Below are 25,166 nucleotides of genomic sequence, written 5' to 3' on the forward strand. Positions count from 1 at the left end.
GAGCTTCGACCCGTCAACACGCAGCGTCCCCCGAACCCTTCTTCTTCGACTCGAGGTTTCTATGCGTTCGTGGTTCAGCCTTTCTGTTTGTCTGACATTCCTGTCGCTGGGTTGTGGAATTTCCGAGACGCCCTCAACCCCAGAAGACTTACGCGACAGCGCGACGGAGGCGCTGGTCTCCGGGGTCTCCTCGCTGGAAGGTGTCGCCAGCAGCGCCTCCACCCGGTGGGCTTCGCGCGAGCCGGTGTTCGGCGACGTCGCGCACTACCGGTTCGAGCTCCAGGTGGGTCCCGGAGCGCATGACACCGTCACCGTGCACCGCGTGGTGAAGGAGCGCGCGCCGTGGGTGCCCGCCAGGGCGAACCGGGCGGTGTTCCTGGTGCATGGCGATGCGTGGGGTTTCGACGCGGCCTTCCTCTCCAGCGTGGGGTCCGCGCATGTGCCGGCGAACCACTCCATCGCGGCCTATCTGGCCCAGGAGAACGTGGACGTGTGGGGCATCGACATGCGCTGGGTCGGGGTGCCCGCGGGGACGCAGGACTTCGGCTTCATGGCGGGGTGGAACCTGGGCACGCACGCGAAGGACGTGGGCACGGGCCTGCTGCTGGCGCGGACGCTGCGGCTCGCGGGCGGCAACGTGGGTTCGATGCACCTGCTCGCGTGGAGCCGGGGCGCGATGGTCGCCTTCGCCTATCTCAACTCGGAGGCGCGGCTGCCCCGGCTGCTGCGACAGGTGGACGGCTTCATCCCCGTGGACATGGCGGTGCGCCACGCGCCCCAGTTCGCGCAGCAGCAGGCCTGGGCGTGTGAGCGTCACACGGCGCTGAAGGCCCGGCGCGACGCGGGCGTCACGGAGGGTGGCCTCCTGGGCCCCGCGCCCGGCATCACCCTCCAGTACATCGGCCTGTTGGCGGCCACGGCCCCGGACGCGCCCTCCCCGCTGCTGCCGGATGACGTCTTCGGCCCTGGCACCGGCCGGCCCACCAACCGCCGTGCCGCCATCGTCTCCGCGGCGGCCACGGGCGCGCTGCTGGCGCCGCTGCCGGCCCTCACCCCGGGCTACCACCTGATGGCGGGCATCCCCGACGCGACGGGCCTGCCGGGCAGCATGACGTACACCTCCGAGCCGTACCTCTACGAGTACGCCCAGCGCGCGGCGCCCTACCAGAGCCTCAACGAAGTCGTGGAGTCGGACGCGTGGACGTGTGGCCTGGACGTGCCCTACGACGACCACCTCCAGCGCGTGACGGTGCCGGTGCTCTACGTGGGCGCGGGCGGCGGCGTGGGTGAGTACGGTGTTCACTCCACGACGCTGCTCGGCAGCCAGGACGTCTCGTCACTCGTCGTTCGCGACCTGCCGACGGCCGCGCGCGCGCTCGACTTCGGGCACGCGGACCTGTTCCTCGCGGACACCGCTCCGCAGCGCGTGTGGCAGCCCATCCTCCAGTGGGTGCGCGCCCACTAGCGACAGCAGGACTCAGTCCGACTTCCAGAGACCGTGGCGCCGGGCCCTGCGGCCCAGCGTCACGGGGTCCATGCCCAGCGCCACGGCCGCGCGACGAAGCACCCCGCCGTGGCGCTCCAGGGCCTCGCGGATGAGCTCGCGCTCCACCCGCTCCAGCCGCGCGCGCAGCGAGCCATCTCCCGTCAGCTCGTTGCGCGCCGGGGACACCGTCACAAGCGAGGGCGGCAGCAGCCGGCGCGACACCACCTCCCCCGGACGCGACAGCAGCACGGCGCGCTCCAGCACGTTGCGCAGCTCGCGCACGTTGCCCGGCCACGGGTAGGAGCGCAGCATGTCCTCCACGTCCTGGGACATGCCGCTGGCCGAGCGGCGCAGGACCCGGTTGAACACGTGCAGGAAGTAGCGCGCCAGCTCCGGCACGTCCTCGGGCCGCTCGCGCAGCGGGGGGATGTCGATGGTGAAGCTGTTGAGGCGATAGAAGAGGTCCGAGCGGAAGCGTCCGGCGCGAACCTCCTCTCCCAGGTCCTTGTTGCTCGCGGCCAGGACGCGCACGTCCACGTGCCGCACCTGGGTGCCACCCACCGGACGGACGTCGCCCGTCTCCAGCACGCGCAGGAGCTTCGCCTGGAGGTTGGGCGTCGTGTTCTCGATTTCGTCCAGGAAGATGGTGCCGCCGTTGGCCAGGACGAACAGCCCCGGATGGTCCGCCACCGCGTTGGTGAAGGCGCCCTTCACGTGGCCGAACAGCTCGCTCTCCAGCAGCGTCTCCGTGAGCGCGCCGCAGTCCTGCACCACCAGCGGCAGCTCTCCCCGGCCACTGAGGCGGTGGACGATGCGCGCCAGCACCTCCTTGCCCGTGCCCGTCTCGCCCTGGAGCAGCACCGCCACGCGGTGGGGCGCCACCTGGCGCACCATCTCCATCACCCGCTGCATGGCCGCGCTGCGCAGGCCCACTTCCTCCTCGCCCCGCCCGCCCGGCTCCGCTGGCCGCGCCTGGGACAGCGCCCGCTCGCGCAGCAGGTTGCGCTCCAACTCCAGCGTCATGCGCCACTGCTCGGTGCGCACGCCGCGCTCGCGTCCGGCCTGGAGCACCGCCTGCCTCACGGCCTCGCGCGAAGGTGACTCCCCAAGCGCCCGGAAGACGAGGCCCGCGTTGAACAGCGCCACCAGTCGCTCCGGCGCGGCGGGCGCGCAGTAGATGATGCGCGAGGCCAGGTCCGAAGGAGGCACGGCGCCCGACAGCTCCACGTCCGTGCTCGCCGTGGCCAGGCCCTCCACCAGCGTCAAGGCCCGCGCCTCCTCCTGGCCACAGACGAGCAGCGCCGCCGCGTCACCGCGCGCCAGCAGCGCATGCGCCTCCTCCGCGCTGGCGGCGAAGTGCGGCACGGCCTGCCCCTCCAGCGCCGCGCGGATATCCCGCGCCTCCTCTTCGCTCGCGAACACCACCACCACCTGGAGCCGCGCCGTCGTCAGGTAGCGCGCCAGCTTCACCCCGTCGGAGCCCTCGAAGGAGTGGAAGAAGACGCCGAGCGCCGTCACCGCGCCACCCGACTCGTGCCGCCAGCGCACGTCGCCTCTCGCGCGGATGTGCTCGTTCGAGTCCGGCAGGGAGAATGACAGCTCCACGGACTCGCCCTCGCGCGGCCCCTCCTGGGGCCCTCGCGGCGTGGCGATGAGGCCGATGCCCGTCTCGCTGATGTTGACGGCCCAGCACCCCGGAAGGGCGGGCTGCGTCACCACCTTCACGTACAACGGCTTGCGTTCGCTTCGAGGGGCGTAGGCGGACACAGGCCGCGTCATGACCCTCGCAGTCTACTGCACCAATGAAGCCTTGCTGGGAAATTGCGGCGCCAGAAGATCCTTCACCGTCCACTCCCCTTGGCCCTGGCGAAATCCGTCTACGGGCAAACCAGCGGGTTTGAGTCGACTCAGGGCCCTGGGACGTGGAGCAACAGGCCCATGAGGACATCATCGACGTAGGAGCCGTCATCGAGGCGGAGGAAGGCGCGACGGGTGCCCTCGAGGACGAAGCCCTGGGAGAGATAGAGCGCGAGGGCCCTCGGGTTGTCGGCCCGAGCGCAGAGTTCCACTCGGGTGACGGCGCCACCGTCCGGGTCGCGGTGGGCGCGGACCCAGGTGAGCAGGTGGTCCATCAAGGCCCGGCCCACACCCAGCCCTTGGGCCGAAGGATGCACGCCGATGCCCAGCACGCCCACGTGACGCAGCATCCGATAGGAGAGGCGCAGGATGGAGGCTTCCCCCAGCAGCGCTCCGTGCGAGTCCGTCACGACCAGGGGGAACGCGGTGCCATCCTGCCGGTGCAGCCCCGCGCCATCGCGTTGGGCCGTGAAGGTGGCCGCGTCCACGGGCAGCTCCTCCGGGTGCTTCACGATGCCTTGGCGGGCCTGGACAATCGCGCGCTCCAGCTCGAACAGCGCCGGCCCATCCTCTCGCGTCGCCTCCCGGACGAGGCCGGGGCGACCGTCACGTAGCATCAACTGGACCGGCTGGAATCGCATGAGAAGGTCCTTCGCGAACGACGAGTGGGCGCCCGTGACGCAGGGCCTGACGGTACCTGACTCGCCCGCACGCTCGGGGCATGATGTGGCCACTTCGATGAGGGGGACGATGCCTTTGACGATGACCGCGAATGCTCGGAGCGCTCGGAGCGAGGAGCATGAGCTCGCGCTGCTGTTGAGCGGACGCTGTCGCAGGTGTGCCGAGCGGATTCCTGGAGGGACGGCGCTGCGCGGTCGCCCCTGTCCCCGGTGCGACGAACAGACGCTGCCCAGCGCCACGGACCGAGAGGTCCTCCACCGACTCGCCTCCGAGCGAGCCACGGTGCGGCTGGGCATCGCCGTCGCGGTGGTGGCGCTCGCCGCGCTGGTCGCCAGTTGGGTGCCCCTGCTCACGTCCCTGCTGCTGGTCGCCGCGCTGGTGTGGCTGCGCGTGACGCTGGTGACTCCCGCGCTCCAGTTGCTCACGCCCCAGCGTCGGCTGGTCTCCCGGTGGACGCTGCGCCTCGCGGCCGGCTGCTTCGTGGCGCTGTCCATCCTCGTGCTCGAACTCCTCACGCTGATTCCCGGCTTCGGCGCGCTGGTCAAGGTCGCGCTGAGCGCTGGCGAAGTCGCGCTCGCCGGCCTCTTCGCGCGCCGCTACCTCGCATGGCAGACCGAGCGCGAGGCGCGCGGTGTCGCCGTCGCCTTCTGGGAGATGGGCCTGCTGGTGGGCTGGATGTTGATGCTGCTGGCCTTCACCGCCGCGTCGGTGCTGCTGGTGTTGTACGTGCTCCAGTCACTGGGGCTCGTGCAGGGCTTCCTTGCCGCGCCGATGGGAGGGAGCTGAGCCATGCTCTCCTTCGCCCTCGCCTCCCAGGTCATCGGCCTGAGTGGAGCCTCGGGAACGCGCGCGGGAGGCAGCCTGCTGCTGCTCGCGCTCGCCGCGCACTACCAATACCTGTCGCTGCCGCCGGAGCTCGGGTGGCTCGCGACGCCGCAAGCGCTCGGGGCCTTCGTCGCGCTGCTCGCGTTCGAGATGTACACGCAGCGCGACAGTGACTTGCGCATGGTGCTGGGCCTGGCGCAGTTCGCGTTGAGCGCGGGCAGCGGCGCCACGGTGGCGCTCGCATCCATGGGCGTGGGGACGGAGCAGCTTCCGCCCTGGGCCGTGGGCGCGGTGGGCGCCTTCGTCGCCGTCGCGACGCTGTCGGTGCGCCAGTGGGTGCATACGCGCGTGGACCAGCTCGAGACGGAGGTGCTGCATCCCCGGCGGTGGCTCCTGCGCACCGAGGACGTCTTCGGCCTGGGGCTGGCGGCGGTGGCCATCCTCTGGGCGCCACTGTCGCTGGCGCTCGTGCTCCTGTTCACCCTGGCCTGCGGCGCGGCGGGACTGGTCGCCCATCGACTGGAAGCGCGCTCGCGCCGCTCGTGTCCCGCCGGGTGCGGGGCGAAGATTCGCGAGGAGGCCTCGCGCTGCCCCAGGTGCCGCGCGGACGTGCCCGTGGCCAAGGCCGTGGACCTGCGGCTCGGGGGGCGGATGCGGGACGCGCTTCGCGGGGCGCTCGGGTCCGGGAACTCCAGCGCTCCGCGCATGGAACCAGGCATCCAGCGCGACGGCGGCAAGGCCCCTTCCCGGCTGGGATGATGGGCGGTCCCCGCCGTTCCTGGCATGCTGCGGACGGCTCCCATGTCTTCGACCGCGGACGCGTCTTCTCCTGGCCCGGTGCTCCGGGTCGCACAGCAGGTTCCCCGCACCGAGGCGGAGGGCCCGGGGCGCCGCTTCGCACTCTGGCTCCAGGGGTGTCCGCTGCGCTGCCCCGGGTGCTGCAACCCGGAGATGTTCGCGATGGAGCGTGGCACCGTCGTGACGGTGGAGTCGCTCGCTGCCCGGGTGCTCGCGACGCCTGGCATCGAGGGCTTCTCGCTGCTCGGGGGCGAGCCCTTCGCGCAGCCCGGCCCCGCCGCGGACCTCTGTGAGCGGCTGCACGCGGGCGGCCTCAGCACCATGGTCTTCAGCGGCTACGCGCTCGCGGAGCTGAAGGCCCAGACGAACCCGGACGTCGAGCGGTTGCTCGCCAGCCTGGACCTGCTGGTGGATGGGCGCTACGAGAAGGACCAGCCGGAGACGCGCCGGCGGTGGATTGGCTCCAGCAACCAGGTCATGCACTTCCTCACCCCGCGCTACTCGCCGGAAGACCCGACGTTCACCGCGCCCAACACGGCGGAGCTGCACCTCGTCGAAGGCCGGCTCATCATCAACGGCTGGCCAGACCTCGCGGACCGCCTCCGTCCATGACCCGCGTCTCGCCTTCCGAGCATTCGCTGCTCACGCTCGCGCGCGCCATCATGGGCCTGGGGCAGTACGCGCCCGTCGAGGACCTGCTTCGTGCGCGCCACACCACGCCCGCGCGACTGAGTCCCGGCGCCCTGCGCTCGCTGCGTGACACGTTGGCCAAGGGCACCGTCCTCGCGCTGGCCCGCTGCGGTGGGGCACGCCAGCGACGTCACCTGTCCTCCGAGTCAGGCCCCTCGCGCCTGTGGGAACGACACGGTCCTCCCGCGCTGCGCTTCTCCGTCCTCTGCTTCCACACCCTGCGCTGGCTCGTGGAACAGCCGCTCGCGATTTTCGGCCACAGGCCCCTGGATGTGGACGCGCCTCCGACGCTCGCCGACGAGCTGTTCCTCTACCTGTCCTGTCGACTGGTGGCGGGCACACCCTGCGCTCTGTCGATCGCCCTGCAGCCCCAGTTCCAGCGCTCCATCCTCTGTCGGCTCGGGTTTCCGGACCTGTTCGGCGCCTCGCTCGGACGCGTGGACGCGGAAGGCTTCGCGCCGCTGCTCGCGGAGGGAGGCTGGCTGCTGGAGGCGCTCCAGGACGAGCTCGCCCTTCGCTGGCGCCGACTGGAAGAGAGCAAAGCGCGGCTCATCGAGCCCAAGCAACTGGTCGACCTGGGCACCGCGCAGGAGCAGGTGCTGGACGGGTTTCTCGACGCGGTGGACCGCGCGGGCCGCAGGGACCTGGCGGGCTTCGTGCTGGAGGCGCTGCGGCCCCTGGTCGACCAGCCCGCGTCGCGATGGGTGACCAACCTGTCTCCTCGCGCATCGCTGAGCGTGAAGGCCCAGGCACGCCGGGCGGCGGGAGCGAGCCTGCGCGCACTCGGACGGATGGCGCGCTGGGATGCCGAGCACCGCGCGGTGCGCTTCTTCGACGACGGCTACGAGGGCGCGCAGTTGCTGCTCTCCGCCTGGGCGTCCTTCGGTGAGCCCGGCTTCCGCCTCGCCTCGGACCGGGAGCGTGAGCTGACCACGGACCTGGCGGCTCCCGTCGAAACGATTCCGGATACCCTTCCCCTCCCTTCCTCCGAGAGCGCCCCATGAGCCGCGCCTATCGAATCTCCGTCTCCGAATCCCTCAACCGCATCGTCCAGGCCGAGGACGGCGTGTGCTCCAAGCTGGAGCTGTTGCCCTTGCTGTCTCGCGAGGAGACCGCGGGCCTGCTCGCCTCGGAGCTGGCGAACCGGGGCTTCACGCAAGAGGGCGACGTGGCGGTGCGCGTCGAGGCCGACGGCGTGCGCGTGGCCGTGGACGTCACCACCGGCGAGGTGAGCGTCACGTTGTCGGACGAAGCGTCGGTGGAGCTGAGGGCGACGGGCGAGGTCCTCTCCCACACCCCGGACGGATCCGAGGCGACGAAGAAGCTCGCGCGTGAGAAGGCGCGGGCGAAGCTGGAGGACCAGACCCAGGACGCCACCGAGTCGCTGCGCGAGGACATCACCCGGCGGCTCGAAGGACGGCTCAGGGACCTCAAGTCGGAGCTGGACTCCATCGCCAACAAGGTGACGGGCGAGGCCCTCAAGGTGCGCGCGTCGCAGCTGGGCACGGTGGAGGAGATTCACGAGGACGCGGCCACGGGCTCGCTCACCATCAAGGTTCGCGTATGAGTCAGCGCATCCCCGAGGAGTCCCTCCCCACGGAGCTGACACCCTTCGCCGCGGTGGAGGCCGCGTATCCCGCCGAGCTGGGCCGCCTGTGCGAGGCGCTGCTGCGAGGCCTCCCGGTGATGGTGGAGGCGGACAAGGAGCTGACGCCGTACTTCTACAAGTGCCTGCGGGACAGGTTGAAGAAGGACGGCAAGCAGTTCCTCTACCTGGATGGCCGCGCCGCCACGGAGCCACCGCCCGGAATGCCCGCGCCCAGCATGATGGCCACGCTCATCGGCCAACTGCGCGACGCGGTGCGAGGCGCGGTGCGCGAGCGCATCGTCGTGCTGCCCCATCTCGACCTGCTCACCACCAGCAGCGGCGGCCTCACGTCCGAGGCGCGCGAGGTGATTCCGCTGCTGTATGAAAACCCGGAGATGCTCTGGGTGGGATTCAAGGACCCGTCGTTCCCGCTGCCACGGGTCATCGAGAACCTGTTCCCCCACAAGGAGAGCATCCTCGGCGTCAGTCGCGAGCGGCTGCGCTACCTCGTCACTCAGCGCGAGTGTCGCAAGTTCGGCCGGGGCCTCCAGCCCTACTCGCTCTACAAACACGTGTCCGGCGTGAATGCCGTACGACTGCGGCGGCTGCTCGGGGCCATCACCGGCGAGGACTATCCCAGCGACGCAAGGCCCGCCTTCGCGCAGCTCCGCTCGGCCACGCTGAGCGGCTCGCTCAATGTGCCGGAGATTGACCTGCACACGGAGATTGGCGGCTACGCGAAGGTGAAGGAGCGCCTCCAGCGAGAGATTCTCGACGTGCTCGCGCACAAGGAGACGCTGTCGGACCCGGAGGCGGTGAAGCGCGTGGAGGGCCTGCTGCCCCGGGGGATGATTTTCTGGGGCCCGCCGGGCACCGGCAAGACGCTCTTCGCCAAGGCGATGGCCTCGTCGCTGGGCGCCGCGGTGCTGGTGGTGAGCGGCCCGGAGCTGAAGAGCCGCTGGGTGGGCGAGAGCGAGGAGAACCTCCGGCAGATCTTCGTCCGCGCACGTCAGGCCGCGCCCAGCATCATCATCTTCGACGAGCTGGACTCCTTCGCGGCGGCGCGCGGCACGTACACGGGCTCCGGCGTGGAGCACTCCATGGTGAACCAGCTCCTCACGGAGATGGACGGCTTCCGCAAGGAGGAGCTCGTCTTCGTGGTGGGCACCACCAACTTCGTGGAGTCGCTGGACCCCGCGCTGCTGCGTCCGGGCCGCTTCGAGTTCCAGCTCTGCATCCCCTACCCCAACAGCACGGACCGCCGGGCCATCCTGTCCATCTACGACAAGAAGCTGGCCCTGGGCATGACGGAGCGGGCGCTGGACTACGCGGTGAAGCGCACCGGAGACCGCGTCGAGGGCACGGGCACGCGCTTCTCCGGTGACCACATCCAGGCCTTGTGTCGGGCCCTGGCCCGGCGTCGGCTGAGGGATGCAACGCAGACCCCCACCGAGCCGGTGGACGTGGAGAAGGCCCTCACGGACTTCCTGGACCGGCCGGAGCTCACGTCCGCCGAGGAGAAGGTCGTGGCCACCCACGAGGCCGGCCACGCCGTGTGCGCGCTGTTCTGTCCCAGCGCGCCCGCCATCGACCGCATCAGCATTCGCGGAGACCTGGCCGGCATGCTCGGCTTCGTGCAGTACGCGGACCCCGCGCATCGCTACGTCGTCACGCGCAGCCAGTTGCTGGACAGCATCTGCATGCTCTTTGGCGGACGCGAGGCGGAGGCGTTGCTCCTGGAGGACCTGTCCATCGGCAGCGCCCATGACCTGGAGCGTGCCACCGAGATTGCCCGCGAGCTGGTGGAGATGCTCGGCATGGGTGGCGACGGAATCCCCGTGCGCCGGTTCGACGCCCCGGGACGGGACGCGGAACGGCATGCGCTCTCCGATGCGACACGCGGCACGCTGGAGGCCGCGGTGCAGGAGGTGCTGGAGGTGCAGCGAGCCCGGGCCCGCGACATCCTCCACCGGGAGAAGACCCGCCTCGTCGCGCTTCGGGACTTGTTGCTCGAGCGCAAGGTGCTGGACCGCGAGGCATTCGTCCACCTGGCGCCCACGCTGGCGTCGCAGAAGGAGCCGGCCCATGGCTAGTCTCATCCTCCGTCTCCTGGTGAATCCCCAGACGGGTCGCAAGGACATCGTCATCCAGTACGAGAGCGACTCCGACGCGCTTCCCATGGAGCACGAGGAGGAGCACCGTCGCCTCGTGGACCAGCTCATCGCCGGGGGCGCGCTCAAGGCCTCTGAGGTGGGCCGCATCATCGTCCAGCGAGACACCCCGTCCGGGCAGGCCGCCCAGCCCGAGTCCACGTCCGAGAGCACCGCCGAGAAGGTGAGCCAGAAGGCCTGATGTCCACGCTCGTGTTTCCCACCGAGGAAGCGCTCCACCTCGCGCTGACCTCCCGCCTCGTCCCTCCCGAAGTCCAGGCCACGCCGGCCCGCTATCGCCGGTCCGCCGAGGGTGTGCTCCACGTCACGTCCCAGGCGCCCTTGTCGAAGGCCGTGCTCGCGGAGCTGGCGACTTTCGGCATCAAGGCCGACGCGAAGGCACCTCGCGCGGAGGACTCCGTGCTGTGCTGGGCGGAGCTGCTGGCCCCGCGTCGGGTCCCCGTCGAGAGCGCGCCCCTGGGCGCGGTGTTGTTCCTGCCCGTGGATGGCAACGGGCTGTTGTCGCTCGCGGGCGAGCTGCTGCGCCTGGGCTGTGACCGCCAGGAGGTCTGCTTCGCCGAGGAGAAGAAGGGCCAGCGCGCCCTGCTTCGCGCCTCCGCCCCGCCCTACTTCACGCTCACCGGCGCGATGGACCGCGCGGGGGGCCTGCGAGCCTTCGTGCCCGCGGTGCCAGGGCAGACTTCCGTCTGGGTGGAGTTGGGCCACGTGCATCCGCTCGCGCGCACGCTCCTGCCCGCGCCTGGCACCGTGCTGCTCATTCCCGGCGAAGGCCCGTGGCTGACGGCGCCGGACGGGCCGTGGACGGACCTGTATCAGCTCACGGACCTGCGGCTCCCCGAGCCCGCGGAGGACTGGACGCCCTCGGCCGCGCCGGGCCGGCTCTCCGTCCACATGAGGCTCACCCGGGCCGCGCGCACGGAGGCCGCGAGTCTCTGGGTGCTGCGCGAGAACGCCGTGGCGCAGGTCGAGTCACTGGTCCACACGCTGCCGGAAGCCCTGCTCGCGCAGCTTCGCTTCGCGGTGACCGGGCCCGCCGACGCGCCGTGCATCATCCTGCGAGCACGGCATGGCCGTGAGCGGCCACCGGAGCTGGGCCTGTCCGCCATGGCCTATTCGCCGCTGCCCCAGCTCGCGGACCTCTACCTGCCCTGTGACGGCCTGCTGGAGCCTCCCGTGCGCAGAGACCGTCTGCGTGCGCTCCTCGCACCCGTGCCGGACACCGTCACCTGGTTGCACCCCACGGGCGCCGGCGGCTTCCGCGCGGAGCGAATCCCCGAGCAGGCCTTCCAGCCACTCGAGTCCTGGGTGGACTACGTGGTGGACACCGCCGCCGCGGCCCTGGAGCCGTGGGTGAAGGGGGCCACGTTCGATTTCGGCGCCATCGAATCCGCGGACGGCGAGTGGATGCCCGGTGCGGCGGGCCCCGCTCCCACCGGGGAGAGCGAGGACCCGAACACGTCGACACGAAGCACCCGCCGCACGCGACGAGGGCAGGCGCCCGTGCCGGAGCCCGTTGAGCCGGCGCAGCCAGCGACGACGAAGCGCTCGTCGTCCCGAGGCTCGGGGACCCTCCTAGAGCCACTCACACCCGCGCAGCTCGGTGCCGCCGAGGAAGCCCTCGCGGTCGCGGAGAAGTCCTTCCTCGAACTGGAGGTTCCCGCCGATGCCCCCGAGCGACAGGCGCTCTGGGTTCACATGGCGGAGCTGAATGGTCAGCTCGGCCGAGGGCGCGATGCGGCGCTGTGCTGGACGCGCGCGCTCTGGAACGCCTCGGGCCCGGCTGCCACGGAACTGGCCGTGCGCTGGGCGGAGGCGGAGTCCCGCGCGGGTGCCTCGCGGGCCGAACTGCTGACCCGCGCCACGCCCTCCGAGGACGACGTGCGCAGCTTCGCCAGCGGGCTCGTCCTGGGTGCGCTGACGTCTCCACGGACGCCACCGGGGGATATGCCCGCGCTGCAGCGCTGGTTGGATCGCCACGACACCGCGCTCGACGTGCGCACGCTGTGGCTCTCGCGCGCCGCGCTGGACACGCTCGCGGGGGGCGACCCGCTGAGCCTCGCGAGGACGGGGGACCGGCTGCTGGAGATGCTCCAGCGCGGGCTCTCCCTCTCGCGCGATGTCCCGCGCTTCCTGCGGGGCGGCACGGATGCGTCGGCCCTTCCTCGGCTCGCGGCACAGCTTGACGCGCTGCTGGACCGCTTCGAGCGCACCGCGCGTCGGCGCTCCTCCGTGGAGGCGCCCGCCGAATTGACCCAGGCCTATGTCCGCCTCGTCTTCGCCTGTGGCCTCGCGAGGCTGGGACAAGCGGACCGCGCGCGGGCGCTGGTGGCCTCGGCCACGGCGGCGCTCGACACGAAGGAGCCCATCCATGGGTTCCTGTCGCGGGCCTATGGCGCACGCGTGGCGCAAGCGCTGGAGGGCGAGCCGCTGGAGACTCCGCTGCCCGCGGACATCTCCGCGGAGCTCAACGCGCTGGCCACCTTCCAGCGCTACAAGGTGGACCGGCTGCGTCAGGCCTCCGCGCTGCTGGAGCCCAGCGAGCGGTTGGACCCGGCCCGGGCCTTTGGACGCGGGACACGCGACCTGCGAGGCGAGGAGTTCGCGGCGCTGCGAGACATCCGCGACGCGGCCACGGTGACGCACGAGGTGGTCCAGTTGGTGAGGCGCGCCACGGGAGCCCGCCTGCCCGCGCCCGAGCGACTGCGCCTCATCGGCGGCTTGCTGGAGACGTTGCCTCGGCTGGCCCCTGCGCGGGCGCTGCCGCTGCTGGATGAACTCGTCTCAGCGATGGAGGGGCTCCCGGGAGAGTCCCAGGCCCAACTCCTGGGTGACGCGCTTACCCTGGCGGCGCTGTTCGGCCGGGCGGACCGCGCGACGTCACTGGCGGGGCGGCTGCGGCTGGTGTTGGCCGGACTTGCGCCGGAGTCCCCCGCGTGGGGCGCGGGCATCCTGGAGGCCAGCCTGCGCGGCCTGCGTCGCGTCGGCCTGTCTCGCGAGACGGGCGAGATGGTGGCGGCGACGCGAGGTCTGCTCACCCGGGCCAAGGCGCCCGTGGCGGCGCGACTGGGTGTCGCGTCGGGAATGGCGATGCTCGGGCATGTGGACGAAGCGCTGCCGGTGTTCAACATGGCATTCGATGCGCTGGCCGCCGCGAAGGGCTCCCCCCCTGAGCGGATGGCCCTGACGCGAAGTCTGGCGGGAGCACTGGCGCATACGCCGACGAACGTCGCGCTGCCGGGACTGGCGAGACTGTCGGAGGGGCTCGCCACGGTGACGGACAGCTTCAATACCAACAGCCACTTCTGTCTGTCCGTGGTGGAGCTGGCGGACGCGCTGGTGCTGGGTCATGTGGAAGTGGCGCAGGGCGCGAGCGAGCGGGCACGAAGCTGGTTGGACGAGGATGAGTTCTTGGTGCGGCGACGCATCCATCAGGAGTTGGAGGACCGTACATGAGCAGTGTTCCCCGACGGGAGGAGCCCGTCGCCGACCCCATCTCCGCGCTGACGTTCGACGCGCTGTCACGCGAGGCGCAGGGGCTGCGCGAGCGGCTCAACCGGTTCCGACAGGGACTGGGGCGACACTTCGTGGGCAAGCAGACGCTGGTGGACCTGATGACCGTGGCGGCGGTGGCGCAGGAGCCGCTGCTCCTGGTGGGCCCACCGGGCACGGCGAAGTCGGACCTGGTCCTCAAATTCCGCGAAGCGCTGCGCATCCCCAACGAGGACTACTTCGAATACCTGCTGACGCGCTTCACCGAGCCATCCGAAGTCCTGGGCCCCATCGACATCAACCTCCTGCGCCAGGGCCGCTACATCCGGCGCGAGGGAGGCAAGCTGCCCACCGCGAAGCTGGTGTTCCTGGACGAGGTGTTCAAGGCGAGCTCGGCCATCCTCAACGCGCTGCTGACAGTCATCAACGAGCGCAAGTTCTACCAGGACGGCGCGCCGCAGCCGGTGAAGCTCAAGGTGCTCTTCGCGGCGACGAACGAGCTGCCCGAGCACGCGGAGCTGGGCGCGCTCAAGGACCGCTTCTGCCTGAAGGCCGCGTGTCGCCCGGTGCAGGACCGCTACTTCCTGGAGCTGCTCGACTCCGGCCTGGAGTCCCAGACACACCGCGAGCTGAACCAGAAGCCGTGGGCGGAAGGACACGCGACGCTGGAAGACCTCCTGAAGGCGCACCGCTACCTGACGCTGATGATGGGGCGCAAGGAGATGGGGCCGGACGGGCGCGAGCTGAAGGACCGTGACTTGTTCTTCCGCGACGAGCTGCTGCGCGAGTTCCGCCGCGTGGTGCAGACGCTGACGCGCGAGGACGGCGTGTTTATCAGCGACCGAAAGCTGGTGAAGCTCTACCGGCTGCTGCGCACTCGTGCGTGGATCTTCCACGGTGGCGCGGTGGAGCGTCAGGACCTCCAGCTCCTCTCCTATCTGGGCGAGACGCGGGAGGAGATCGACCTGCTCGAAGAGAAGGTGCCTCGACTTCTCGGCCTGACGTGATGCGCGTCCGCTGAACGTCACGAGGACCTGGAGCCATGCGTCCAGGTCCCCGTGTCACGAGCAGTCGCTACGGAGTACAGGACACGTTGGCGGGCGCGGCCCAGAGCTGGTACCAGCCCGTGTCATCCATCGCGGTGAAGTAGATGCTGCCGCCGACGCGAGCGAAGCGTTCGGGCGACGACGTCACCAATGACGGAGTCGCCGTCACCTCCGCCGTGGTGGCGTTGGTGCCGTAGCTCACCCAGGGGTTCGTGTAGGAGCCCGCCGAATCCGCTCCCGCGAAGATGACCCCGCCGCCGTCGATGGGATGGACGGACGAAGAGAACTCGTCGGAGACGCTCAGCGAGCCAGGCATCGAGCGCGTCTGCGTGGCTGTGCCATCCGTCACCCACAACTTCACCACGCGATACGCGGGCCCCGGAGTGCTGATGGCCACGGCGAAGTACAGCTTTCCTCCCGAGCGGGTGAACGACTGGAGAGACGGGAACGCAGCCTCCTGGTCCGCGTAGGGGTTCTCCAGGACGGTGACGGTGGCCTTCCCTCCGCCCGCCTGCGCGACGCGATACAGCCCCATCCGCTGCGTCACCGGGTCCGCGTTCGTCAGGTACACGTGCGCGCCCAGCGAGCCGAGCATCCGCATCTCACGACCGAAAGACTCCAGCCGCACCGTGCCCGAGGCCGTGCCGTCCGACTTCCACACCTCCGTGTTCACCCCGTCCCGGAGCGTGAAGAGTCCCGTGCTCCCGTCCTCGGTGATTCCGACATCGACCACGGGTACCACGTTGGCATCCAGTCGCTTGACGAAGACCGTACCGCCGGACGTCCCATTCGTGCGCCACAGCGCGGTGCCGTGCTCCGGGCTGGACAGGAAGAACAGATGCGCGCTGGAGGTCCGCACGTAGCTCGGCGACAGGGTACTCAGGACGCCGAGGTTCACGAGCTGCGTCGTCCCCTCGGCCGAGCCATCCGTGCGCCACAGCTCCACCTGGAGCCTCGGCGGGTCCATCACCTGCCAGGTGCGGAAGAACGTGACGAACGTACCGTAGGAGGCGAACTGGGAGAGAGCCGAGCCCGCGGACCCGGGCGTCAGGTCCTTCAACACCTGCGTGCCCGCCTCTGTCCCGTCGGTGATCCACGGCTCCCGACCGTACTCCTCGGTGTAGACCTGGAACAGGAAGCGACTGTCCAGGGACGAGAGCGAAGAGATGTTCCTCCCAGGCGACGTCGCGGAGAACGCCTTCACCGGCGCGGTGCTGGCCTCCGTCCCCTGGCTCTTCCACAGCGTGGCGCTTCCATCGCGAAGGTTCACGGAGAAGTAGGCCGTGCCCTGCACGTCCCGGATGCCCGTGGGCATGGGAGTGAAGGTCGGCGACTGGGGCGTCCCGGGCGGCACGACCACCTTCACTCGCCGCGCCCCCTCGGGTGAACAGGCCAGGGTGGCCACCTGGGACGGCTGCGACTCCAGCGGAGAGGGCTCCAGTTCCGGAGCACCCCCACACCCCCATCCACCCAGACAGAACACGGCCAGGCCATACTTCGCGCGCATGGTGTCTCCTCCCCCTCGGAGCACGGGCTGCGACGGTGGGAACCAGGGAAGCACGGAGCAACTGCCCCTCGGTCCGAGCAGGCTGTCCATCGCAAGACAGGGCTCGGCCCCTGGGCCCCCTGCCGAAAGTCCCCAGAATCACCTCCGCGCGCCGACACGCCCCTCCATCGGGCGCCTTCCGAAGTGATACAGAAAGGACGCATGGCAGCAGTGGAGTCGCGAGGCCCCCAGGACACGGAACGCTGGTTGTGCGCCGGGCTCACCCTCGCGCGACAAGAAGGCCTCGACGCGGAGTCCCTCGCCACGAGCGTGCCCTGGCTCCTGGCCACGCTCGCGGAGACACCCACGCTTCCGCCACCCGCGCTGGTCGCGGACCTAGGAAGGCTCGTCGCCGGCCATCCCCTGGCCCCATCCCTGCCCATCCCCGACACCCTGCCCCGCCTTCGCGCCGCGGTGCGCGCGTACGACGACCATGTCCTCGCGAGGCTCGCCGCCGAGCCTCACCTGGAGGCCGTGTCCGCCGCGCTCGCCCGCCTGCCGGAGCCGCTGCGGCCCCGAGGCGTGGCCTTCCTCGTGGCCCGCCTCCTCTCCCGCATGGGCTTCACCGCCGGCACCTCCGTGAGCCCAGCCCTCGCGCGGCGCGTCCTGGAACGTCCACCTGGGGAACTGTTGTCATCCGGATACATCTCCCTGCGCGAGCCCGGCCCCGCGTTGGAGCAACTGGCCCAGGGCTACGAGTCCCTGAGCACCGGGGCCCGGCGCGCGAGTGCCCTGCTGGGTGACGCGGAAGCCTTCACGCTGGAGAACCTGGAGCACCTCCAGGGCAAGGCGCAGCGGCTGGCGCTGGAGCAGGCGGTGGAAGCCGCCGAGGCCCTCTCTCGCGCCCTTCCGCCCCGCCTCCGCGCACGCCCCGTGTCCACCGGCCCCGCGCCCACCGCGATGGAGGATGACGCCGCGTTTCCGCAGGGCGGATTCTCCTCCGTCTCCAACGTGGGCAGCCTGGAGAACCTGGTCACCTCCGAGCTCGTCTACATGGAGGATGAGCCCACGCTGGACTTGTTCGACGTGCGCTACGTCGAGGGCGAGCTGCTCTACTACACCCGCGACGAGAGCCTCGCGGTGCGCCGTCGCCGCGTGGTGACCTTCGTCCTCCCGCCGAGCCTCGCGGACGCGCGGGTGAAGGACACCGGCGTGCGGTGGCAGCGCGCAGTGGTGGCCATGGGACTGGTGTTGTGCCTGGTGCGCCGGCTGTCCGTGTGGCTGGGAGACCAGGACCTGCGCTTCCAGGTCGCCTTCCCCTGGGATGGCGACGGGCCCCACCCGCTGGAGGCGGAGCGCGGCCTGTGCGAGCTGCTGCTGCGCGAGTGGCGAGCCCGGGGGACCGCGGAGATTCTCACCCCACGAGACTCCGACGAGGTGCTGGCGAACGCGGCGGTGCAGGCGAAGCGGGCCCGGGTGGACGTGCTGTTGCTCGACGCGACCCGTCAAACGCGGCTCGACACGACGAAGGTGCCCGCCCGCGTGGGGCTGCATCACCTGGATTTGAGCGAGCCGAGCCCGAGGCTCCATGTGCCGGGCCGGGGAACTTCTTCACCCGCGCGTGAAATCCCGGAAGTTGGCGCCGAGGGAGGCCCTCCCGAGACGCCATGGGAGGCCTGGACCGGAACGACGCTTGAGCTTGCGCGAGGGCTTCTCTAGCGTCCGGTCCGGGAAGCGCCACGCTTGGCGCAGGAGAGGACGGGCCATGCCGCGGTACGAGTTCAAGGAAGGCAGCTCCAACAAGTTCTGGGAGATCACGTTCGAAGGAAAGTCCTTCACGACGCGATGGGGCCGCATCGATACCGACGGCCAGGAGAAGACGCAGTCCTTCGACTCTCCCGAGGCGGCGCAGAAGGAGTACGACAAGCTCGTCCGCGAGAAGGAGAAGAAGGGCTACGAGTTGGTGGGCGACGGTGAAGGGGGCGACGACGGGGACGACGAGTCGCCGAGCGTCGAGGGAAAGTCCAACCCGGAGCTGGAGGCCGCCATCCAGAAGGACCCGGCCAACGTGGACGCGTACCTCGTCTACGGCGACTGGCTCCAGAGCCAGGGCGACCCGCGCGGCGAGCTGGTCGCGCTGCAGCACGCGGTGTCGAAGGCCGAGGGCACGGAGGCCTCCACCCTCAAGCGGCAGATCACCGCGCACATCAAGAAGCACAAGGCGTTGCTGCTCGGCGGACTGGCCAAGGCCTGGTCCGAAGAGGAGCTCAAGGTGGAGTGGCACCTGGGCTTCATCCGCGACGCGCGGCTGGGCAAGAAGGACTACGACTCCGAGCTGGAGGTGCCCGAGACGCTGGTGAAGCTGCTCGCGCATCCTTCCGCGAAGTTCCTCCAGTCGCTCACCATCGGCATGGTGGATATGGAGGGCGAGAACTATTACGCGGGCGTCGTCGAGGCCATCGTCAAGACGAAGGGCATGCCGACGCTGCGCAGCCTGTTCCTCGGCGACTTCGAGTACCCGGACGAGACGGAGATCTCCTGGTCGTACATCAACGACGTCACGGGGCTCTACAAGGTGCTGCCCAACCTGCGCTCGCTGCGGCTGCGCGGCGCGGACGCGGACCTGGGCAAGATTGACCTGCCGGAGCTGCGTGAGTTCTCGATGGAGACGGGCGGCCTGCCCTTGGGCGCGGTGAAGTCCATCGCCAGCGCGAACTGGCCGAAGCTGGAGAAGCTGGAGGTCTGGTTCGGCTCGGAGAACTACGGTGCGGAGGGCGGCGTGGAGGACATCCAGCCCATCCTCGACGGCAAGGGCCTGTCGAACGTCAAGGTGCTGGGCCTGCGCAACTCGGAGTTCACGGACGAGCTGGCGAAGGCGCTGCCCACCGCGAAGATTCTCCCCCAGCTCGAGAAGCTGGACCTGTCCATGGGCTGTCTGTCGGACACGGGCGCGCAGACGCTCGCGGACAACGCCGCGGCGTTCAAGCACCTCAAGCACCTGGACGTGACGGAGAACACGCTCACCAAGGCCGGCGAGAAGCTGGTGGCGAAGCTGGCCGCGACGGTGGCGGCGGGCAGCCAGCGCGACTACGACGAGGAATACCGTTACGCGGCGGTGGGCGAGTAGCACTCCATGACGGCGGTGCCTGACTTCATCCTCATCGGCAACGCCGAGAACCGGCGCGTCACGCTGTTCCAGGACGCGCTGGCCCGCCAGGGCCTTCCTCCCGCGAGGGTGGTGCCCTGGCGGGAGCTGGTGAAGCACCCCGCCCTCCTCGCGCGGCTGCCCGACACGGACGCCTTTGTCCGCATCGACGCCGCGGGGGAGAGCTGGGAGGTGGAGAAGGCGCTGCTCAAGCGCGGCCATGAAGACGCGCTGGAGCATGGCTGTCAGGTGCTCGCGCCGGAGGACGTGGACGCGCTCGTCGAGGACCACGGGCGCATCCTGGCTCCACGACAGGGGCACCTGGGCTTCCTGCGAGTCCTCTCCGAGCTGGAGGCGGTGTTCCGGGAGCGGCCTCGCTGGAGGGTGCTCCAGTCGCCCGCGAGCATCGCGGACCTGTTCGACAAGCGCATCACCTCGCGGAGGTACGCGGCGTTGGGTGTGCCCGTGCCGGAGCCCTTGGACGGGGTGACGGACGCGGCGTCGCTGCGCGAGCGGATGGACGATGAGGACTGGCGCGAGGTCTTCGTGAAGGTGTCCTGCGGCTCGTCAGCGTCGTGTCTGGCCATCTTCCGCAGGCACCGCGAGAGGGAGTCGCTGGTCACCACCATCGAGCAGGCACCGACGGGTTGGTACAACTCGCTCAAGGTGCGTCGAATCACGGAGCCGGAGCGCGTGGAGGACGTGCTGGGCTTCCTGCTGCGCGAGGGCTCACAGGTGGAGCGCTCGATTTCCAAGGCGCGACTGGGCGGCGACACTTTCGACTGTCGGGTGCTCACGGTGGGTGGGGAGCCCGCCTTCACGGTGGTGCGCCAGAGCCGAGGCCCCATCACCAACCTGCACCTGGGCGGCTGGCGTGGGGAGCCGGAGGAGCTGGAAGCAGCGGTGCCGCGCAACGAATGGAAGGCCGCGATGGAGAGCTGCCGCGTGGTGGCGCGGGCCCATGACTGCCTTCACGTGGGCATCGACCTGATGTTCGAGGAGCACTTCACCGGGCACCGCGTGGTGGAGGCGAACGCCTTCGGCGACCTGCTGCCCGGCCTGCAGCGCGAGGGATTCAGCGTCTACGAGTGGGAGATTCGCGAGGCACTGGCACTGGCTCGTGCCAATGCCTCTCCTCCCAGACCTTGACGCTCACCGGCGTCAGTCGCAGCCCGTGGCGTCGCGAGAGGGCACCCAGTTGCAATCGAAGGTGTGCACCTCGCCAGTGGCACGACCCCGCCCAGGAGCCGAGTCGAGCATCGTGTTCCAGAACCGCGAGAGCACCGAGGTGAGCGAGTTGGCGGGCCCCGTCGGAGGGTCGCTGTTGTAGAGCAGCGCCGCATGCACGTTCGGCTCGGTGGTGCCGTTGGCGCGGAGCACGACGGGGTCGCTCGGCGCGAAGAGCCACTTCATGCGCGACGACGTGTTGTCTCCAGTGATTCCCATGGCCCGGTTCATGGACTCCACCCAGGTGGCACGGGCCGCGCGCTCCGCCGGGGTGTTGGTCGTCGATTGGAACGGCAGCCCGGTGTTCGACATGTAGAGCTGGTCCTGGCGGTTCTGCCAGACAAGCGTGGGCAGGTCGAAGCCCCCTTCCGACACGGGTGCGGTGATGATGTCGTAGAGCACCGGACCACTGATGCACTCGTGCGGAGGATGTACGGGGTCCCCCGGTGTGCGCGCGGCCACACAGGACGGAGTGAGCGAAGACTTCCAGATGCTCGTCAACTGCTCGAAGGCCTCCAGCCCCGAGCCAATCCCCAGCACGGGATAGTCTGGGTGATTCCAGTCGAGCGGCAGGTACCCGGCGCCCGGAAAGACAAGCAGCCGTCCCGCCTTCGCGGCCTTGGGGAGTCGCTTCACGACGCGATGCGTGTTGTTGAAGGCGCCAAAGCCTCCCGCCGAGCCGCCCCGCCACAACACGCGCAGCGGCTTGTTGTCGTCCAGGCCATACCGCTCGACGAGCACGGCGAGCATCGCCTCCACGTTGTAGGCCCCCGTGAAGCGCCAATCCCGCTGCGTCCCCTTGTAGGTGATGTCGGGCGCATCCAGTGCCGTACCCGTCCACAAGTCACTCGAGCAGTAATGGCCAAGCACATCGATGGCGCCACTGAAGTCGTCGGGGCTCGCGGGATCGCGCTCACGCAGCGCCCGGTCCGCCGGCAGGTTCACCGACGACACCAGGTCGATGGCCCGATTGCCGCAGCCACCCAACGGACTCTCGCTGTCGAACGCGCAGAAGCCACCGCCTTCGAGGCGCAGCACCCACTGCGTCGGAAGAGCCCCTCCCGGAGGAACTGGGGGGAAGGTGACCTCCAGGACGAACTCGTCGCCCAGGTTGCACCGGGCATCCGTCCAGCGGGCGTCCCGAAGCGCCGGGCGAACCGTCTCCGTCAGCCGGCGCATGGGATTGCCGGCGCGAGTACACGCGGTCACGTTGTAGCCATTGCCCGAAGGCCGACAGGTGGCCGTTCCCCCGGACCAGGCGGACGCAAGCGAGGAGCAGGATACCGAGGCTCCAGGCACACACGCCGTCGCCACGGCTTCGAGCGATGGGCCCGTGGCGCCCACCTCGGAGAGGGGCGCATGGTGAGGTTCCGCCTCACCACAGGCGGTACAGGTCAGGACGACGGGGAGCAGCAGGAGGAGGGAGCGCATTCCCTCTCAACCCGCGACACTCCAGAGAGTTGCGGAGGTCCTGTTTCGATTCCCGAGGCCGGAGCCCGCCACGAAGGCGGACTCCAGCCTGGAAGCCTTTCGACTCAGGCTTCGGGAGGCGTGTCCAACACGGGCTTGCGTCGGTTGAACAACCGCTGCACGACGACGAAGAACAGCGGCACGAAGAAGATGCCCAGCAACGTGCCGACAATCATGCCACCGAGCACGCCGGTGCCAATGGCTCGCTGCGCGCCCGAGCCCGCGCCGGACGCAATCGCCAACGGCGTCACGCCGAAGCCGAACGCCAGCGACGTCATCAGGATGGGCCGCAGACGCGAGCGCACCGCGCTCAACGTCGCCTCAATCAACTCCATGCCCTTGTCGAGGTTCTCCTTCGCGAACTCGACGATGAGGATGGCGTTCTTGCTGGAGAGTCCCACGGTCGTCAGCATCGCGACCTGGAAGTAGACGTCGCGGTCCATGCCCCGCAGCGTGCTTCCCAGCACCGTCCCGAGAATTCCCAACGGCGCCACGAGCAGCACGGCGGTGGGAATCGTCCAGCTCTCGTACATCGCCGCCAGGCAGAGGAAGACCAGCAGCAGCGAGAGCGTGTAGAGCAACGGGGTCTGCGCGCCCGCCGCGCGCTCCTGGTACGACTGCCCCGTCCACTCCAGGCCCACACCGGGCGGAAGCTGGGAGACCAGCCGCTCCACTTCGGCCATCGCCACACCGGAGCTGACGCCCGGAGCGGCCTCGCCGTTCATCTCCATCGCCGACACGCCGTTGAAGCGCTCGAGCCGAGGCGAACCCGAACCCCAGCGCGGACTCGCGAAGGCCGAGAACGGAACCATCTCACCCTTCACGTTGCGCACCGACCAGCGGTTGAAGTCCTCGGGGGCCATCCGGAAAGGCGCATCGGCCTGGATGAACACCCGCTTGACGCGACCCCGGTCGATGAAGTCGTCGATGTACTGCCCACCCCACGCCACGGAGAGCGTGTTGTTGATCTCCGCGGTCGCGAGGCCGAGCGCGGAGGCCTTCGCGACATCGACGTCGACGCGGAACTGGGGCGTGTCCTCCTGTCCGTTCGGACGCACGTTCGCGAGCAGGCTGCTCTGCGACGCCGCGCCGAGGAACTGGTTGCGCGCGGCGGTCAGCGCCTCGTGGCCCAGACCGACGTTGTCCTTCAAGAAGAAGGAGAAGCCCGCGGAGGTGCTCAGCTCCGCCACCGCGGGAGGCGGGAAGGCGAAGGCGAGCGCATCTTGAATCTGCGCCAGCTCTCCCATGGCCCGACCCGCCACGGCGTTGACGCCAAGATTGGGCGCCTTCCGCTCGGCCCAGTCCTTGAGGCTGATGAAGGCGACGCCAGCATTCTGACCGCTGCCGCCGAAGCTGAAGCCCTGCACGCTGAACATCGCGTTGACGGTGTCCTTCTCGCTCTCGAGGAAGTGCCGCTCCACCCGCTCAATCACCTTCATGGTGCGCTCCTGCGTCGCACCCACGGGCGTCTGCACCATCGCGAACAGGAAGCCCTGGTCCTCGGAAGGAAGGAAGGAGCTCGGCAGGCGCAGGAACAACACCACCATCACCGCCACCATCGCGACGAAGGCGAGCATGAAGCGCTTGCTCCGCGACAGGATTCCGCGCACCGCCCGCTGGTACTGCGCATTGCTCTTGTCGAACCCGCGATTGAACGCCCCGAAGAACCCCGTCTCCTTCGCGTGGTGTCCCTTCGCAATCGGCTTGAGCAGCGTCGCGCAGAGCGCCGGCGTGAGCACGATGGCGACCAGCACCGAGAGCGCCATGGACGTCACGATGGTCACCGAGAACTGCCGGTAGATGACACCCGTGGAGCCCGCGAGGAACGCCATCGGCACGAACACCGCGGAGAGCACGACGCCAATGCCCACCAGCGCGCTGGTGATCTGATCCATCGACTTGCGGGTGGCCTCCAGGGGAGACAGGCCCTCCTCGCTCATCAGTCGCTCGACGTTCTCGACGACGACGATGGCGTCATCGACGAGCAGACCGATGGCGAGCACCATCGCGAACATCGTCAGCATGTTCGCCGAGTACCCCAACGCGGTGAGCACCCCCAGCGTCCCCAGCAGCACCACGGGCACCGCGATGGTCGGAATCAGCGTCGCGCGGAAGTTCTGGAGGAACAGGTACATCACCAGGAACACCAGGAGGATGGCCTCGAGCAGCGTCGAGACGACGCCCATGATGGCCACTCGCACGAACGGAGTCGTGTCGAACGGCACCACCGCCTTCATTCCCTTCGGCAGCAGCGGCTTGAGTTCCTCCAGCGCGGCGGTGATGCCCTGTGCCGTCTCCAGCGCGTTGGCGCCCGTGGCCAGCGACACGGCCACGCCGGTGGCGGGCTTGCCGTTGTAGCGGCTGATGACGCTGTAGTCCTCGGAGCCCAGCTCCACCCGGGCCACATCCCCGAGCCGCAGCAGGGAGCCTTCCGAATTGCCGCGCACGATGATGTTCCGGAACTGCTCCGCCGTCTGGAGGCGGTCCTGCGCCGTCACCGTCGCGTTGAGCTGCTGGCCCTGCACCGCGGGCGTTCCACCCAACTGCCCCACCACCACTTGCTGGTTCTGGGCCCGGATGGCGCCGATGACGTCGGTCGGCGTCAGCGTGTAGGTGTCCAGCTTGTTCGGGTCCAGCCAGATGCGCATCGCGTACTTCGTGCCGAACACCTGGGTGGCGCCCACTCCGGGAACGCGGGAGATGGGGTCCACCATGTTCGTGGCGACGAAGTCCTGGATGTCGTCGCCCGACATGCTGCCGTCCTCGGAGACGAAGCCAATCACCTGCAGGAAGCCCGTGCTCGCCTTGCTCACGGAGATGCCCTGCTGCTGCACGGTCTGCGGCAACAACGGCGTCGCCAGCTGCAGCTTGTTCTGCACCTGCACCTGCGCGATGTCCGGGTCGGTGCCGTTGCGGAACGTCAGGATGATGTTGGCCGAGCCGTTCGACTCGCTCGTCGCCGACATGTAGAGCAACCCATCGAGCCCCTTCATGCTCTGCTCGATGACCTGCGTGACGGAGTCCTCGATGGCCTTCGCGGAGGCACCGGGATAGACGGCGTTCACCGTCACCGTGGGGGGCGCGATGGCCGGGTACTGCGCGATGGAAAGCTGGGTGATGGACAGCGCGCCGGCCATCATGATGATGATCGCCAGAACCCAGGCGAAGATCGGTCGATCAATGAAGAATCGTGCCATGTGAAGGTCC

Annotated in this window: 18 protein-coding genes; 13 read left to right on the forward strand and 5 right to left on the reverse strand. The window is 69.6% G+C overall.

The genetic code is table 11. The features are described 5' to 3' along the window. The first annotated feature begins 61 nt into the window (after positions 1–61). Entirely contained in the window at positions 62–1,465 is a 1,404-nt protein-coding gene (locus HUA78_RS13690; protein ID WP_174467147.1) for a hypothetical protein, read from the forward strand. A gap of 12 nt (positions 1,466–1,477) precedes the next feature. On the opposite strand, the gene HUA78_RS13695 is transcribed toward HUA78_RS13690, so the two are convergent. Both HUA78_RS13695 and HUA78_RS13700 read right to left on the reverse strand, forming a co-directional pair. Further along, positions 1,478–3,265 carry a sigma 54-interacting transcriptional regulator gene (locus HUA78_RS13695; RefSeq protein WP_174467148.1) on the reverse strand — a complete coding sequence of 596 codons (1,788 nt, stop codon included), beginning with the start codon at positions 3,263–3,265 and terminating at the stop codon, positions 1,478–1,480. 128 nt (positions 3,266–3,393) lie between these two features. Beyond that, positions 3,394–3,984, reverse strand: coding sequence for a GNAT family N-acetyltransferase (locus HUA78_RS13700; RefSeq protein ID WP_174455158.1), 591 nt, complete (start codon positions 3,982–3,984; stop codon positions 3,394–3,396). A gap of 109 nt (positions 3,985–4,093) precedes the next feature. On the opposite strand from HUA78_RS13700, the gene HUA78_RS13705 reads away from it, so the two are divergent. From HUA78_RS13705 to HUA78_RS13745, 9 genes are read left to right on the forward strand one after another with little or no spacing between them, the layout of a single operon-like run. Further along, positions 4,094–4,810, forward strand: coding sequence for a hypothetical protein (locus HUA78_RS13705; protein ID WP_174455157.1), 717 nt, complete (start codon positions 4,094–4,096; stop codon positions 4,808–4,810). 3 nt (positions 4,811–4,813) lie between these two features. Next, complete coding sequence (locus HUA78_RS13710; protein ID WP_174476449.1) at positions 4,814–5,608, forward strand: DUF4126 domain-containing protein; 795 nt, start codon at positions 4,814–4,816, stop codon at positions 5,606–5,608. Between the two features lie 42 nt (positions 5,609–5,650). Next, on the forward strand, positions 5,651–6,259 hold the full coding sequence (locus HUA78_RS13715) for a 4Fe-4S single cluster domain-containing protein (protein WP_174476450.1): 609 nt from the start codon (positions 5,651–5,653) through the stop codon (positions 6,257–6,259). Beyond that, positions 6,256–7,341: a hypothetical protein gene (locus HUA78_RS13720; protein WP_174476451.1), complete on the forward strand. Its 1,086-nt coding sequence runs from the start codon at positions 6,256–6,258 to the stop codon at positions 7,339–7,341. Before HUA78_RS13715 ends, HUA78_RS13720 begins: the two co-directional genes overlap by 4 nt. Next, positions 7,338–7,904 carry a hypothetical protein gene (locus HUA78_RS13725; RefSeq protein ID WP_141643778.1) on the forward strand — a complete coding sequence of 189 codons (567 nt, stop codon included), beginning with the start codon at positions 7,338–7,340 and terminating at the stop codon, positions 7,902–7,904. The genes HUA78_RS13720 and HUA78_RS13725 overlap by 4 nt, the downstream gene beginning before the upstream one ends. Then, positions 7,901–10,018, forward strand: a complete 2,118-nt coding sequence (locus HUA78_RS13730; RefSeq protein WP_174462311.1) for an AAA family ATPase — start codon at positions 7,901–7,903, stop codon at positions 10,016–10,018. The genes HUA78_RS13725 and HUA78_RS13730 overlap by 4 nt, the downstream gene beginning before the upstream one ends. Beyond that, on the forward strand, positions 10,011–10,277 hold the full coding sequence (locus HUA78_RS13735) for a hypothetical protein (RefSeq protein ID WP_174455152.1): 267 nt from the start codon (positions 10,011–10,013) through the stop codon (positions 10,275–10,277). Before HUA78_RS13730 ends, HUA78_RS13735 begins: the two co-directional genes overlap by 8 nt. Then, entirely contained in the window at positions 10,277–13,549 is a 3,273-nt protein-coding gene (locus tag HUA78_RS13740) for a hypothetical protein (RefSeq protein ID WP_174467151.1), read from the forward strand. The genes HUA78_RS13735 and HUA78_RS13740 overlap by 1 nt, the downstream gene beginning before the upstream one ends. Beyond that, positions 13,546–14,592 carry an AAA family ATPase gene (locus tag HUA78_RS13745; RefSeq protein WP_141643774.1) on the forward strand — a complete coding sequence of 349 codons (1,047 nt, stop codon included), beginning with the start codon at positions 13,546–13,548 and terminating at the stop codon, positions 14,590–14,592. Before HUA78_RS13740 ends, HUA78_RS13745 begins: the two co-directional genes overlap by 4 nt. A 67-nt stretch (positions 14,593–14,659) precedes the next feature. Here HUA78_RS13745 and HUA78_RS13750 read toward each other — a convergent pair whose 3' ends face one another. Next, complete coding sequence (locus tag HUA78_RS13750; RefSeq protein WP_174467152.1) at positions 14,660–16,138, reverse strand: hypothetical protein; 1,479 nt, start codon at positions 16,136–16,138, stop codon at positions 14,660–14,662. A gap of 201 nt (positions 16,139–16,339) precedes the next feature. On the opposite strand from HUA78_RS13750, the gene HUA78_RS13755 reads away from it, so the two are divergent. Genes HUA78_RS13755 through HUA78_RS13765 form a run of 3 tightly spaced genes read left to right on the forward strand, consistent with a single transcriptional unit; the run spans position 16,340 to position 20,411 of the window. After that, a complete protein-coding gene (locus HUA78_RS13755; RefSeq protein WP_174476452.1) occupies positions 16,340–17,836 on the forward strand; it encodes a hypothetical protein in 1,497 nt (498 codons plus the stop codon). 46 nt (positions 17,837–17,882) lie between these two features. Beyond that, entirely contained in the window at positions 17,883–19,244 is a 1,362-nt protein-coding gene (locus tag HUA78_RS13760; protein WP_174466593.1) for a WGR domain-containing protein, read from the forward strand. 6 nt (positions 19,245–19,250) lie between these two features. Next, positions 19,251–20,411, forward strand: coding sequence for an STM4014 family protein (locus tag HUA78_RS13765; protein ID WP_174455147.1), 1,161 nt, complete (start codon positions 19,251–19,253; stop codon positions 20,409–20,411). A gap of 12 nt (positions 20,412–20,423) precedes the next feature. Here HUA78_RS13765 and HUA78_RS13770 read toward each other — a convergent pair whose 3' ends face one another. Both HUA78_RS13770 and HUA78_RS13775 read right to left on the reverse strand, forming a co-directional pair. Continuing rightward, on the reverse strand, positions 20,424–21,920 hold the full coding sequence (locus HUA78_RS13770; protein WP_174455146.1) for a pectin acetylesterase-family hydrolase: 1,497 nt from the start codon (positions 21,918–21,920) through the stop codon (positions 20,424–20,426). Positions 21,921–22,024: 104 nt separating this feature from the next. Further along, a complete protein-coding gene (locus tag HUA78_RS13775) occupies positions 22,025–25,156 on the reverse strand; it encodes an efflux RND transporter permease subunit (RefSeq protein ID WP_174466595.1) in 3,132 nt (1,043 codons plus the stop codon). Positions 25,157–25,166 lie beyond the last annotated feature (10 nt).

The sequence above is a fragment of the Myxococcus sp. CA033 genome, assembly GCF_013336625.1.
Taxonomy (GTDB): Bacteria; Myxococcota; Myxococcia; order Myxococcales; family Myxococcaceae; genus Myxococcus; species Myxococcus llanfairpwllgwyngyllgogerychwyrndrobwllllantysiliogogogochensis.

What these genes read in the sequence shown, in the direction of transcription:
- HUA78_RS13690 (WP_174467147.1), top strand. Translation starts at nt 62, where the DNA reads ATGCGTTCGTGGTTCAGCCTTTCTGTTTGTCTGACATTCCTGTCGCTG.
- HUA78_RS13765 (WP_174455147.1), top strand. Translation starts at nt 19,251, where the DNA reads ATGACGGCGGTGCCTGACTTCATCCTCATCGGCAACGCCGAGAACCGG.
- HUA78_RS13775 (WP_174466595.1), bottom strand. Translation starts at nt 25,156, where the DNA reads ATGGCACGATTCTTCATTGATCGACCGATCTTCGCCTGGGTTCTGGCG.
- HUA78_RS13695 (WP_174467148.1), bottom strand. Translation starts at nt 3,265, where the DNA reads ATGACGCGGCCTGTGTCCGCCTACGCCCCTCGAAGCGAACGCAAGCCG.
- HUA78_RS13705 (WP_174455157.1), top strand. Translation starts at nt 4,094, where the DNA reads ATGCCTTTGACGATGACCGCGAATGCTCGGAGCGCTCGGAGCGAGGAG.
- HUA78_RS13770 (WP_174455146.1), bottom strand. Translation starts at nt 21,920, where the DNA reads ATGCGCTCCCTCCTCCTGCTGCTCCCCGTCGTCCTGACCTGTACCGCC.
- HUA78_RS13725 (WP_141643778.1), top strand. Translation starts at nt 7,338, where the DNA reads ATGAGCCGCGCCTATCGAATCTCCGTCTCCGAATCCCTCAACCGCATC.
- HUA78_RS13750 (WP_174467152.1), bottom strand. Translation starts at nt 16,138, where the DNA reads ATGCGCGCGAAGTATGGCCTGGCCGTGTTCTGTCTGGGTGGATGGGGG.
- HUA78_RS13755 (WP_174476452.1), top strand. Translation starts at nt 16,340, where the DNA reads ATGGCAGCAGTGGAGTCGCGAGGCCCCCAGGACACGGAACGCTGGTTG.
- HUA78_RS13700 (WP_174455158.1), bottom strand. Translation starts at nt 3,984, where the DNA reads ATGCGATTCCAGCCGGTCCAGTTGATGCTACGTGACGGTCGCCCCGGC.
- HUA78_RS13760 (WP_174466593.1), top strand. Translation starts at nt 17,883, where the DNA reads ATGCCGCGGTACGAGTTCAAGGAAGGCAGCTCCAACAAGTTCTGGGAG.
- HUA78_RS13735 (WP_174455152.1), top strand. Translation starts at nt 10,011, where the DNA reads ATGGCTAGTCTCATCCTCCGTCTCCTGGTGAATCCCCAGACGGGTCGC.
- HUA78_RS13715 (WP_174476450.1), top strand. Translation starts at nt 5,651, where the DNA reads ATGTCTTCGACCGCGGACGCGTCTTCTCCTGGCCCGGTGCTCCGGGTC.
- HUA78_RS13730 (WP_174462311.1), top strand. Translation starts at nt 7,901, where the DNA reads ATGAGTCAGCGCATCCCCGAGGAGTCCCTCCCCACGGAGCTGACACCC.
- HUA78_RS13740 (WP_174467151.1), top strand. Translation starts at nt 10,277, where the DNA reads ATGTCCACGCTCGTGTTTCCCACCGAGGAAGCGCTCCACCTCGCGCTG.
- HUA78_RS13745 (WP_141643774.1), top strand. Translation starts at nt 13,546, where the DNA reads ATGAGCAGTGTTCCCCGACGGGAGGAGCCCGTCGCCGACCCCATCTCC.
- HUA78_RS13720 (WP_174476451.1), top strand. Translation starts at nt 6,256, where the DNA reads ATGACCCGCGTCTCGCCTTCCGAGCATTCGCTGCTCACGCTCGCGCGC.
- HUA78_RS13710 (WP_174476449.1), top strand. Translation starts at nt 4,814, where the DNA reads ATGCTCTCCTTCGCCCTCGCCTCCCAGGTCATCGGCCTGAGTGGAGCC.